Raw genomic sequence first — 12,616 nt, 5'->3', positions numbered from 1 at the left:
ATGCGCGCGTTTAATGTTGAGCTGTCGCGCCGAGGATTTGCCTCGGCGCTTGCCGCGGGTGCGTTGTCGCTTGCGCTGGCTGGCTGCGGCGGTGGGTCTGCTGCGGGCTCGACTGCCGGGTCTGCCGCTGACGGTGCCGCTGCCGAGCCGGTTGAGGTACACGTCGCGTCGCTCAAGGGTCCGACGTCGATTGGCCTGGTGCAGTTTATGGACCAGGCGGACGAGGGCGCCACGGATAACGAGTTCTACTTTGCGATCAACACTGCCGCCGACGAGATCGTGCCCAAGGTCATTCAGGGAGATGTCGACATTGCCCTGGTGCCCGCCAACGTGGCGAGCGTTCTCTACAACAAGACCGAAGGCGCGGTGCAGGTCATCGACATCAACACGCTGGGCGTGCTGAACGTGGTGACGGGCGACGCGAGTGTGGCCTCGTTTGGCGATTTGGCGGGCCATACCGTCTATATGACGGGCAAGGGCACCACGCCGGAGTACGTCATGAACTACCTGCTGGAGCGCGCGGGCCTGACCGACCAGGTGGCGCTCGAGTTTAAGAGCGAGCCCACCGAGGTGCTGTCGGCTCTGCTTGCCGACCCGTCCGCCGTGGGCGTGCTGCCGGAGCCGTTCAAGACCGCTGCCATCGCCAAGAGCGAGGGCAAGCTGTCGGCACCGGTAAGTCTGACCGATGTGTGGGATGAGCTGGCAGGAGACACGGGCTCGCGCCTGCTGACGGGTGTGACCGTGGTGCGCCGTGCCTTTGCCGAGGAGCATCCCGAGGCCGTGGCGGAATTCTTGCGCTGCCATGAGGCGAGCGTGAAGGCCGTCAATGCGGCGCCGGCGGACTGGGCTCAGGCCGTGGCCGATGCAGGCATCGTGGATAACGCCACGATTGCCGAAAAGGCGATTCCCGGGTGCATGCTCGTGTGCCAGACGGGGAAGGATATGAAGGCCGCGCTCGGTGGGTACCTGCAGGTGCTGGCCGATGCGGACCCGAGCGCCGTGGGCGGCAAGCTCCCGGCTAACGATTTCTACTACATGGAGTAGCCCGTGCGTGCGTTTGCTCGACAAATGATAGAGCGTATGAAGGCGGTGGCGGCAGCAGGTGCCGTTGCCGCCTTTTGGCTTGCCGTGTGGGTCTTCGCGGCGGCGCTGGTGGCACAGCCGCTGATTTTGCCGGGTCCGGGTGCTGTTGTGGTGGCGTTGCTGCGGCTGGTGTGCGATGCCAGCACATGGACGATTCTGGTGGGCTCGGGTTTGCGAATTTTGGGCGGGCTGGCACTTGCCGCGGTGTGCGGCGGCGTGCTGGCGGGAGTCTCGGTGCGGTCGCGGACGTTTGCCCGTCTGGTGGCGCCGGCGCTTTCGTTTGTAAAGGCGACGCCGGTTGCCTGCGTGGTGGTTCTGCTGCTCATTTGGCTGGGGTCGGCGCGCGTGAGCATTGCAGCGGTCTTTTTGATGGCACTGCCGGGCGTGTATTTTTCGCTGGTCGAGGGTTTGGCACAAGTGGATAAGCCGCTGGAGCAGATGTTTCGTCTGCATGGTGTGCGGGGTTGGCGACTGTTCTTCGCCCATACCTGGCGCGAAGTCCTGCCGTTTGTGCTTTCGTGCGCCCGCGCCGTGATCGGCATGAGCTGGAAGGCCGGCGTGGCGGCGGAGTTGATTGGCATGGCGGCTGGTACCGTGGGCGAGCGCATCTATCAGGCGAAGCTGCTCATTGAGACGGCTGACCTGCTGGCGTGGACCGTGTTGGTCGTGGCGGCATCGTGGGCATGCGAGCGCGTGCTGATGTGGCTGCTGCGGGCTTCGGGTTCCGTGGCATGGCGTGTTGCCGTGCGGACGCATGGACATGGACTGCGCGGGCGTGCGGGGGCCGCGAGCGATGGCGCTTCGGCGGAGCTTGCGCTTGCCGTGGGCGATCGCGCGCCCTGGGCGCCGGCGCTGGACGGTCTGGTGCTTCGTGTGCCCACCGGCGGGCGTACCTGCGTGATGGGCGCCTCGGGGGTGGGCAAGTCGACGTTGCTCGCGCTAGCGGCGGGGGAGTGCGCACCGTGCTCGATGGTGTTTCAGGATGTGCGCCTGGTAGAGGACGCTTCTGCTCTGGATAACGCGCTGGTGTGCGCCAACGCGCGCGTGGACGCCTCGAGTGCCGCAGCCCTGTTGCGCCTGCTGGTGCCGGGGGTCGATGTACATGCTCGTGTGGCCGAGCTCTCGGGCGGGCAGCGCCGTCGCGTCGAGATTGCCCGAGCCCTGCTGTGCCCAGGCGACGCGGTGATTCTGGACGAGCCCTTTACCGGTCTAGATACCGCTGCGCGCGACGCATGCGCCGAAGTCGTGCTCGACTTGCTCGACGGTCGCATGCTGTTGCTTGCCACGCACGATGCCGTCGACGCTCGGGCCCTCAATATCTCGGACATCATCACACTCTAAATACTTATTCAGCAACAAAATGATCCGTTTTCCTCCGTCCCCAAGGGATCAGGTGTGCTATTCTATCTGCGGGGTAATACTTAGGAATACCAAGTAATACCAACGCCGTAGAAACAAACTCCAGATGCGGGCCAATCGGGTTGCCTTCACAGCCCGTCGCCCAGCCGCGTGGCCCGCATCTATCCGCACCACCGTCGTTTCAAAAAGGAAGCGCCATGGCAGAACACATGACCCCGGTTGTAGCGAAGGTCTTGCCTGAGGAAAAGGCGGCCTTCGCGGCGGCAACCCAGCTCGTAGGCACCACGCCGTCCAACGCCATCCGCATGTTCATCGCCGCCTTCAATCGCTGCGGCACCTTTCCGTTCGACATTTCGCCCAGCGGGGCCTTTGGCACTGTGCCCGATTCTCATCAATAAGTGATCCGTTTTCCTCCGTCCCCATGGGATCAGCTCTCTGCCGAGTTGTGGTAGAACTAGGGAACGGTTTTGAGGAGGTTGGCATGCTCAATGCGATGGCGTGGGTGCTTGCATGTTTTGGCGTTGTCGCTGCCGATATAGCCCTGAGCGTGGTTCTGTTTTCGGTTCTCGATGCCGTATCGGTGCTGACGGGCTATCCGATCGACAATCTCGATATCCAATGGTTCCAGGCTGCCGCTCAGACGGCGTCGTTTTTGATGGCGCTGCTGTGGTGGCGTTATCTGTGGCCCCGCTCCTTCATGGCGCGCCGGCAAGGTGAACGTCCGCTCGGCGGGGGAGCAAGTGCTGCATGGAAGCGCATCGCTTGCGTTGTCGTGATTGGCCTTGCCCTGCAGGTGGTCGTTGGCTACGTGACCGACGCCGTGCTGTCGCTGTTGCCCGACGCCGCGGCCGACTACAGCGAGCTTATCGAGGAAACAGGTATGGGCGACACCAGCTATCTCGCCGTCCTGACTACGGTGCTCGGCGCCCCATTTTGTGAAGAGCTGCTGGTGCGCGGCATTATTTTTGAGTTTTCGCTCCGAGCGTTTAATCCGCAGTGTCGCCCACTTTGGAAGCGCCCGCGTCGTGCGAGCGCGCAAAACGGCGCCATGGTGCCCTGGGCGGCCCCAAGTACGTGGGGTATCGCCGCGGCGATTGTGCTGCAGGCGGCAATCTTCGGTTTTATGCACATGAATTGGGTGCAGGGTTGCTACGCGGGTGCCGCCGGCCTCATCTTTGGTTGGGTGCTCGTGACGACCGGAAAGCTCCGCTACACGATCCTGCTGCACTTTGCCTTTAATGCCGGGTCGTACCTCATGGGCCTGCTGTGGTTTGTGAACACGCCGCTCGACGTAGTGATCACGGTTGCCATCGCCGGCTTTGTGCTGGTAGAGGCGATGCGGTCGCTCAAACTGACGTGCCAGACGGATCATCCCTACCAGCAAGCGTGATTCCCCTAAGGAAAACACGGCTAGGCGTGTCTGAGCGTGTTCCCCCTAGGGAAATCACGACTGGAGACAGCCCAAGCGTGTTTCCCCTAGGGAAAACACGCTTGGGCGATGAGGAGACGCCGACTGGCCAAGAGACACCGGCCGGCCCTCGCCACGCTAGTTGCGGCGTCCGCCGCCGTTGGCGCCCTGACGTCCCTGGGCCGCGCGGTTGCGTCCGGCAGTGTTCTGCGCACGCGACATGCCGCCGTGGCCCTTGCTGCCCTTGGGCCCCTTGCTGGCGGCGCCACCGTGGGCCTTGCCGCCCTTCTTGCCAGTGCCGTGTCCGCCGCTGGCCGATGCCTCGCCCGGGCGCGGCGGCACGGGACGGATCAGGCAATGCTTGGTGTAGCCGATCAGGTCGCGGCGCCCGGCCTTTTCCAGCGCCTCGCGTACCAGCTTGTAGTTCTCGGGCTTGCGATACTGGATGAGCGCGCGTTGCATGGCCTTCTCGTGCGGGTCGCGCGCCACATAGATCGGCTCCATGGTGCGCGGGTCCACGCCAGTGTAGTACATGCACGTCGACATGGTGGACGGTGTGGGGTAGAAGTCCTGCACCTGCTCGGGCATGTAGCCCATGTCGCGCACGGCTTCGGCAAGGTCCACGGCTTCCTTCATGGTCGAACCGGGGTGACTCGAGATCAGATACGGCACCACGTACTGCTTGAGTCCGTATTCGCGGTTCAGGCGCTCAAATTTGCGGCAGAACGCGTCGTAGACGGCTCGGCTCGGCTTGCCCATCACGGACAGCACGGCATCGCTCACGTGCTCGGGCGCTACGCGCAGCTGGCCCGAGACGTGATGCTCCAGCAGCTCGCGCAAAAACTCGTCCGAGGCATCGGCCATGGTGTAGTCAAAGCGGATGCCGCTGCGCACGAAGACCTTTTTGACGCCCGGCAGCTGACGCAGGTCGCGCAGCAGCTGCGTGTAGCCGCTCTCGTCGACCACCATGTTCTTGCATACACTCGGCCAAAGGCAGCGCTTGTTCTTGCATACGCCGTGCTTGAGCTGCTTGTCGCAGGCGGGACGGCTAAAGTTGGCCGTCGGCCCACCCACGTCGTTGATGTAGCCCTTAAACTCGGGATCGCGCGTGAGCAGCTCGGCCTCGCGCATGATCGAGTCGTGGCTGCGCATCTGCAGCACGCGGCCCTGGTGGAAGGTGAGGGCGCAAAACGAGCACTCGCCAAAGCACCCGCGGTTGGAGCTAATGGAAAACTTGATCTCGGCAAAGGCCGGCACGCCGCCCGCCGCGTCGTAGTCGGGATGCCAATCGCGTGCGTAGGGGAGTTCGGCCACCTTGTCCATCTCGTCGGTGGAAAGCGTCGCCGATGGCGGGTTTTGCACCACATAGACGCTGTTGGGGTAGGGCTCTACCAGGCGATGCCCGGTGATGGGGTCCATATTCTGCTGCTGCACGTTAAAGCTGCGCGCGTAGTTGAGCTTGTCGGCGGTAAGGTCGTCCCAGCTGGGCAGCAGATCGTAGTCGTAGACCTCGTCGAGCGAGCCTGTGCGGTAGACGGTGCCGTTGATATAGGTGATCTGATCGACGGGCAGTCCCGCGTCGAGCGCGTCGGCGATCTCGACGATCGCGTGCTCGCCCATGCCGTAGATGAGGATGTCGGCGCCCGAGTCGAGCAGTACCGAGCGCTTGAGCTTGTCCTGCCAGTAGTCGTAGTGGGCCAGGCGGCGCAGGCTCGCCTCGATGCCGCCGATGATGATGGGGGCGTCCTTGAACGTCTGGCGGATGAGGTTGCCGTAGACCGTGACGGCTCGGTTGGGACGGCGTCCCTCCTCGCCGCCGGGGGTATAGGCGTCGGTGTGGCGGCGGTGCTTGGTCACCGAATAGTGGTTGACCATGGAGTCCATGTTGCCGGCGCTGACGAGAAAGCCCAGGCGCGGCTCGCCGAGCACAGTGATGCTGGCGGGGTCAGTCCAGTCGGGTTGACAGATGATGCCCACCTTGTAGCCGTGCGCGTCGAGGACACGGCTGATGATGGCCATGCCAAAGCTGGGATGGTCCACGTAAGCATCGCCGCAGACGTAGACAAAGTCGCACTGGTCCCAGCCGCGCGCATCCATGTCGGCCCGGCTGACGGGGAGAAACTTATCGCGGCCCGGGCGCCAGGGGCGGACGGGCGCAGCCGGGGTATGCGCGGGGCGCGAATCTTGGGCCTTGCCGCCACGCTTTTGCTGCTGGCCGCGCTGGGCATGCTTGCCATGCTGGTTGTGCTGAGCGTCCTGGGGCTTTTTTGCCACGATTCCTCCCGTTGTTAGTATGCTGCACGTAATTGTAACCAGTCTTTTTGGGACGGGGCTAAAAAGACTGGTGGAGTACACGAGGTGTCGGGCGTCGGCGCCGCGCCCGCCGTTTGTTTCCAGACTGTGTATCTGCGCGTTGGAGAACCCGTCTAGCGCGCACGCCATGTTGTCAATGGGTTACAGTATGAACGGCGGCTATGTCTCCGCCAACGCACGAGAGGGTCGTCAACAAGGAGGACGCACGACGATGCAGCGTGCCAAACAGATATCGGAGTCAATTGAGCTGGGCATCATCTTGGCGCTCGCCGGTGGCTTTATGGACGTTTATTCGTACATTGGGCGCGACCATGTTTTCGCCAACGCGCAGACGGGCAACATCTTGCTCGTGGGCGTGAGCATCTCGGAGGGCAACTGGGCGCTGGCGGGACGCTATTTCTTCCCCGTGGTGTCGTTTGCTGTGGGCATTATGCTTGCCGACCTGGTACACGAGCGTTTTGGTAGCGTGATCCACTGGCGTCAGGTGACGGTGTTTTTTGAAGCCGTCATCTTGTTGGGCGTGAGCTTTATCCCGGGTGGCGGTTACAACCTGCTCGCCAACTGTCTCACGTCGTTTGCCTGCGGTATGCAGGTCGAGAGCTTCCGCAAGATTCACGGTCACGGCATTGCCACGACGATGTGTATCGGCAACCTGCGTAATGCCTTGCAAAACGTGGACGACTACATCATCACCCATAGGCGTGGCTTTTTGGAAAACGGCCTGCTGTACTTTGGCGTGATCTTCACCTTTGTGTTTGGCGCCGTGCTGGGCAATTGGTGCATTGAGCGCATGGGCTTGCACGCCATTGCGGTGGCGAGCGTGCTGCTGTTTGTCGCGTTTGGCATTATGTTTATCGACCGCGAGCGCGATTTGCGCTTTCGCTGGAAGCGCGCCTGCGAAGATTGGAAAGACGCCTGCCAAAAATAACGGCAGGATATGGCAGGGGGCAGTTCCCTTGTCAGATAGATCGATAATGGGGAGGGGACGGCCATCTCGGCCGCCCCTTTTTTGTTTAGTGGTCAGGCGGTGACGATACCAGTTGTTGAAACGCTTTAACACCTTTGACGTTCTCACGTGCTTTTTGTTTCAAAAGCGTTAGGATGGGACTTATAGCGCGGGGCGTAATGGATGCCCCGCACACGATGGGAGGCTATCAATGGCTAATCGTTTCGTTCTCAACACCATCTCTTATCATGGTTCCGGCGCCATCAAGGAGATCCCCGGCGAGCTCCAGCGTCGCGGCTACAAGAAGATCTTCGTCTGCTCCGACCCCGACCTGGTCAAGTTTGGCGTTACCGCTAAGGTGACCGACGAGCTCGACGCCGCCGGCATCGCTTGGAGCCTCTACTCCGAGATCAAGCCCAACCCCACTATCCAGAACGTCAAGGACGGCGTCGAGGCCTTCAAGGCCGCCGAGGCTGACGCTATCGTGACCATTGGTGGTGGCTCCTCCATGGACACCGCCAAGGCTATCGGCATCATCATCAACAACCCCGAGTTCGCCGATGTCCGCAGCCTCGAGGGCGTTGCTCCCACTAAGAACCACGCCGTGTTCACCATCGCCGTGCCGACGACCGCCGGTACCGCCGCCGAGGTGACCATCAACTACGTCATCACCGACCCCGAGAAGGTTCGCAAGTTCGTGTGCGTCGACACCAACGACGCCCCCGAGGTCGCCGTCGTCGACCCCGACATGATGGCTTCCATGCCCGCCGGCCTGACCGCCTCCACTGGCATGGACGCTCTGACCCACGCCATCGAGGGCTACACCACCAAGGGCGCTTGGGAGCTCTCCGACATGTTCCACTTTGAGGCTATTAAGCTGATCAGCGAGAACCTGCGCGACTCTGTCGCCGAGGCCAAGTCCGGTCAGCCCGGCTCCGGCCGCGAGGGCATGGCTCTTGGCCAGTATGTCGCCGGCATGGGCTTCTCCAACGTCGGCCTGGGCATCGACCACGCCATGGCTCACACCCTGTCCGCTCACTACGACACCCCGCACGGCGTTGCTTGCGCCATGCTGCTGCCGATCGCCATGGAGTTCAACAAGCCGGTTTGCGCCGAGCGCCTGGCCAAGGTTGCCGTCGCCATGGGCGTTGACACCACGGGCATGAGCACCGACGAGGCTGCCGACGCCGCTATCGCCGCCGTTAAGCAGCTTTCCGCCGACGTGAACATCCCGCACGTCTGCGAGGCCATGAAGGCTGACGAGATCGAGGTCCTGGCCAAGGACGCCATGGCCGACGCCTGCTTCCCGGGTAACCCGCGCGAGGCAACGCTCGACGACGTCATCGAGCTCTTCAAGAAGATCTGCCCGGCTGCTTAACCTGGTTCGGCGGGCCCCGCCGGCTCGTTGTCGTGGCGGGCACTGTTCGGAAGAGCTCGATGGGTCATCTCGCTGGGTAAATATTTGTGCGTGATGGTATCGTTGTTGGGGCTTTTACTGATTACGGGATGTTGACTTTGGAGTTGTGGATGGTGTCCCAAATGGATTCTACGCTTGGTTTCATTACTGACCAGCTTAAGACGCTGACTTCTATTGCCTCGCCTACGGGCTATACCCGTGCGGCGACTGATTATCTAATGGAAACGTTGCGCGATATGGGCTTTGGCCCTGAGCGTTCCAATAAGGGCAACGTGCTGGTTGAGCTTGGCGGCGAGGGTGAGCCGCTTGTGTTGGCGAGCCATGTCGATACCCTGGGCGCCATGGTGCGCTCCATTAAGGACAATGGTCGCCTGCGTCCCACGACGCTTGGTGGGCATCAGTGGTCTACGGCCGATGGCGAGAACTGCACCGTCTACACGCGTGACGGCAATGTGTACACGGGCGTGGTCCTCAATACCGAGCCTTCGGCGCATGTGGCCGACGAGCCGGTCAAGACCGTCGAGAAGAATATGGAAATCCTACTCGACGAGAACGTTGACAGCAAGGACGATGTGCTCGAGCTGGGTATTCAGACCGGCGACATCATCGCTATGGATCCGCGTACCACGGTGACGGAGAGCGGCTACATTAAGAGCCGCTTCCTGGATGACAAGCTGTCGGCGTCGATCCTGCTGGGTCTGGCCCGCGCCGTTGCTGACGGCGAGGTGTCGCTTTCGCGCAAGGTGTCGCTGCTCTTTACCGTGTACGAGGAAGTCGGCCACGGCGGCGCCTTTGTGCCGGCCGACACGCGCGAGATGATCAGCGTTGACATGGGTTGCGTGGGAGACGACCTGGGCTGCACCGAGCGCATGGTGTCGATTTGCGCCAAGGATTCGGGCGGCCCCTACAACTACGACCTGGTGACCACGCTGTCTAATATCGCGCGCGAGTTGGAGCTCGATTACGCCATCGACGTGTACCCGCATTACGGTTCCGACGTCGAGGCCGCGCTTTCGGCCGGTTACGACATTCGCCATGGCCTGATCGGCCCCGGCGTGTACGCGAGCCACAACTACGAGCGCAGCCACATCGACGGCGTGCGCAACACCTACGAGCTCGTCCTCGCCTACGTGCAGCGCTAGGGGAGCAGCGGCCTCGGCTGGCACAGCAGTACCGACCGAGGCCGCCCACTGTAAGTTGCGGTGAAATAGTGTCTGTTTTTGCTGGTAGAAGGCATAAGCGTTTAAAACCGCCAAACAGTCCCTATTTCACCGCAACTTAGGGGCAGTGCTGTTATCTCTGCACGTGCCGTAGCACCTCAACGGCGGCGCTTACCTCTATCGTGCGGCGCTCGAGACCGCGGCGGATGGCCTTGAGGCGATTGCCTGCTGTTGCCCATGCGCTTTGTGAGAGGATTTCGACTGCCTCGTCGACGAACCCATCGAGATGCGACGCATCGAACCAATCGAGCGAGTCAGCAAATGCTAGCTGAGTGGAAGGGTCCGGACCAAACGGTTTGGCGGCAAATCCAAACTCCCCGGCAACGAGCACGGCGGTTGGCACGTTGTACCACAGGCAATTGCCACTATCGAACAGCGGTGCAGGCCGCATTTCCAGCGTGTCGACATTGCGGATGATGCCGAAGTTTCGCCAGTGGCGGTCGCTGTTGGCCAGGAGGGCATCGCAGACAATCATCTGCGACATGGATTTTCTTACCGTGGCTTCGTCAGCCCCGTGTCTGCCAAGAAAGCGACAGTATCGATCGTATGTTGAGTTTCCTCGCTGGCCACCGAGTGCGTCCCTGATATAAGCGGCCGGCACGTATTCCTCACGGCCATTAAGAAAGTCATCGCATAGGCATACGGGCCCGTCGAACATGCGCTCGACCGTATAGGGAACAAACTCACCTTTGGATAGCAGACGCCGATGTAGAGCTGTTGCAACCGCCTCGTTAAACGGTCGCTGATCGTCCATTCCGCATCCTTTAACCAGGATGCGAACGCCATTGCGGATCATCCAGGATTTGGGGAGCTCGCCCTCGGACGTATTGTCAGGATTTTTGAGTCCGATGCCCTCAAGCCAGCCTGAACGATGCTCGGGTGCCGACCGTTCAAAATTGTTTTCGAAGTAATTGAGGTGCTGCCAATTGAGCTCGTCGCAGTCGACCGGTCTTAGCCAATAGCAATCCGAAAGCGAAAAACCCAGGCAACGAACGGGCACTTCAATACCGCTGTCAATTCCCAGCTCGCGATAGCGCGAGATGAGTCCGGGGCGGACGTCGGGCACCGACCGGTGACTCCACCACGTGTTGAGTGCTCGTTTATTCACCGTTGGAGAAGAACTCGAGCACGTGCCAAACGGCATCCTTCGTGCATCGAGTATGTCGGCAATTTCAAAGGAAAACTCGCGCGTTGGATCAAACGAGACATGCGCGACCTCGTGGTCGGCTGACATCAACGTGAACTTGCGCCCTACGTCAGCTGCGGGACGGCGCCCACGCTTACGGACCTTTTGATAACCAATCGCGGAATCGTACTGAACCATTTTCCGCCCACCGACGATATCGCACGCGAGCGTTCCCGATGCAGCCAGTTGCGATATACGGGCCTTCGTAACGCCCAGCAGGCGCGCGGCGTCACCCATGGTTATATAGTTGGAAGTATTCATCTACTGCATCACCTCGTTAAGCATTTTAATCGTTAAATATAGCAAGCACAAACATCATAATACTTAACAAAGTTGCGGTGAAATAGGGACTATTTAGCGGCTTGAAACGCTTAAACAGTCCCTATTTCACCGCAACTTATGAAGGGGATGGGGCTACTTGATGGCTGCCGTAACGGTGCCGCCACCCAATACGACGTCGCCGCGGTAGATAACGACTGCCTGGCCGGGGGCGATGGCTCGCTGCGGCTCGTCAAAAGTCAGCAGCATTTGCCCGTCGGCGCCACGTGTAAGGGTTGCTGCCTGGTCCTTTTGACGGTAGCGGTACTTGGCGCCCACGCGAATGCCGCCGGACGTGAGCTCTGCCTCCATGTGGTCGGCAGGGGCACTCCAGATCCAGTCATTGGCCGTGAGCGCTGTGGCCGTCAGGTCGTCGACCTCGCCCAGGTGCACAATGTTGTTGGCGGCGTCGACGCCCGTTACGTACACGGGATGCGCCATCGCGACGCCCAGGCCCTTGCGCTGGCCGATGGTATAGCGCAGCGCGCCGTTATGGCGTCCGACCACGCTGCCGTCGCGCCATACAATATCGCCCGGCTCGGCGGCATGTCCGCAGCGGCGCTCGATATAGCCCGCATAGTCGCCGTCCGCGATAAAGCAGATATCCTCGCTCTCGGCTTTCTTGGCGTTTATGAAGCCCTGCTCGGCGGCAATGCGGCGCACGTCGCGCTCTTTGTCCAAGCCTGCCAGCGGAAAGATCGTGCGCGACAGTCGCTCCTGCGTGAGCGAATACAAAAAGTAGCTCTGGTCCTTTTTGGAGTCCTCGCCGCGGTGCAGCTGCCAGGTGCCGTCGGGCGCCTGACTCGTTTTGGCGTAGTGGCCTGTGGCGATGTAGTCGCAGCCCATATCGAGTGCCGCATCGAGCAGCGCGCCAAACTTAATATGGCGGTTGCAGATGATGCACGGGTTGGGCGTCAGCCCCTCCTGATAGGCAGTCACAAATCGCTCGATAACGTTGCGGTCGAAGGTCTGCTGCAGGTCGAGCACATGGTGGGGTATCCCCAGGCGCTCGGCGACGGCCTTTGCATCGGCGATGTCGCGGTCGACCTTACTCATGCTCGTAACGGGATCGGGCGCGGGGCAGGTGAGGCACATGGTGGCACCGACACATTCGTAGCCATGGCGTTTGAGCAGGTAGGCAGTCACGCTGGAATCGACGCCGCCGCTCATGGCGACGAGCACGCGCTTGTTGTGCATGGGGAGGTTCTCCTTGGTGGCATGTGGCCAAAAAAGAAAAGCGGCGCGGGAGGCTGGTTCCGCGCCGCAGACATTGTAGCAAGTTCGGACGTTTCGTGGGGCGCCCTGATGGGATGGGCTCCGACTGCCGGGAGAGAGAGGAGACCGGCTCGTCCCTGGGCTCAACCTA

General features: G+C 61.5%; 10 protein-coding genes. 7 read left to right on the top strand and 3 right to left on the bottom strand.

The annotated features are described in order from the left end of the window. From V2391_RS03385 to V2391_RS03370, 4 genes are all read left to right on the top strand, one after another. Positions 1-1,044: an ABC transporter substrate-binding protein gene (locus V2391_RS03385; RefSeq protein WP_329738267.1), complete on the top strand. Its 1,044-nt coding sequence runs from the start codon at positions 1-3 to the stop codon at positions 1,042-1,044. A 3-nt stretch (positions 1,045-1,047) separates the two neighbouring features. Further along, on the top strand, positions 1,048-2,424 hold the full coding sequence (locus tag V2391_RS03380) for an ATP-binding cassette domain-containing protein (RefSeq protein WP_329738266.1): 1,377 nt from the start codon (positions 1,048-1,050) through the stop codon (positions 2,422-2,424). A gap of 215 nt (positions 2,425-2,639) precedes the next feature. Next, entirely contained in the window at positions 2,640-2,840 is a 201-nt protein-coding gene (locus V2391_RS03375) for a type II toxin-antitoxin system RelB/DinJ family antitoxin (protein ID WP_329738265.1), read from the top strand. Between the two features lie 83 nt (positions 2,841-2,923). Continuing rightward, positions 2,924-3,832, top strand: a complete 909-nt coding sequence (locus tag V2391_RS03370; protein ID WP_329738264.1) for a CPBP family intramembrane glutamic endopeptidase — start codon at positions 2,924-2,926, stop codon at positions 3,830-3,832. 156 nt (positions 3,833-3,988) lie between these two features. On the opposite strand, the gene V2391_RS03365 is transcribed toward V2391_RS03370, so the two are convergent. Further along, positions 3,989-6,124 (bottom strand): YgiQ family radical SAM protein, encoded by a 2,136-nt coding sequence (locus V2391_RS03365; RefSeq protein ID WP_329738263.1) that lies wholly within the window; start codon positions 6,122-6,124, stop codon positions 3,989-3,991. Between the two features lie 250 nt (positions 6,125-6,374). Between V2391_RS03365 and V2391_RS03360 the strand changes: the two genes are divergently transcribed. The 3 genes from V2391_RS03360 to V2391_RS03350 all read left to right on the top strand — a co-directional run bounded on the left by V2391_RS03360 (position 6,375) and on the right by V2391_RS03350 (position 9,668). Beyond that, entirely contained in the window at positions 6,375-7,091 is a 717-nt protein-coding gene (locus tag V2391_RS03360) for a YoaK family protein (RefSeq protein ID WP_329738262.1), read from the top strand. Positions 7,092-7,320: 229 nt separating this feature from the next. Then, positions 7,321-8,487 carry a lactaldehyde reductase gene (gene fucO / locus V2391_RS03355; RefSeq protein WP_022094861.1) on the top strand — a complete coding sequence of 389 codons (1,167 nt, stop codon included), beginning with the start codon at positions 7,321-7,323 and terminating at the stop codon, positions 8,485-8,487. A 161-nt stretch (positions 8,488-8,648) separates the two neighbouring features. Beyond that, positions 8,649-9,668 (top strand): M42 family metallopeptidase, encoded by a 1,020-nt coding sequence (locus tag V2391_RS03350; protein WP_329738261.1) that lies wholly within the window; start codon positions 8,649-8,651, stop codon positions 9,666-9,668. 151 nt (positions 9,669-9,819) lie between these two features. Here the strand turns inward: V2391_RS03350 and V2391_RS03345 are convergent, their stop codons facing one another. Continuing rightward, entirely contained in the window at positions 9,820-11,193 is a 1,374-nt protein-coding gene (locus V2391_RS03345; protein WP_329738260.1) for a hypothetical protein, read from the bottom strand. Positions 11,194-11,346: 153 nt separating this feature from the next. Further along, the gene (mnmA, locus tag V2391_RS03340) at positions 11,347-12,612 is read right to left on the bottom strand and encodes a tRNA 2-thiouridine(34) synthase MnmA (protein WP_329738259.1); all 1,266 of its coding nucleotides are present in this window, start codon (positions 12,610-12,612) and stop codon (positions 11,347-11,349) included. Positions 12,613-12,616: the final 4 nt, after the last annotated feature.

The sequence above is a fragment of the Collinsella sp. CM84Y_54 genome (assembly GCF_036317945.1).
GTDB lineage: Bacteria > Actinomycetota > Coriobacteriia > Coriobacteriales > Coriobacteriaceae > Collinsella.
This window is presented reverse-complemented; position numbering and strand designations above follow the sequence as displayed.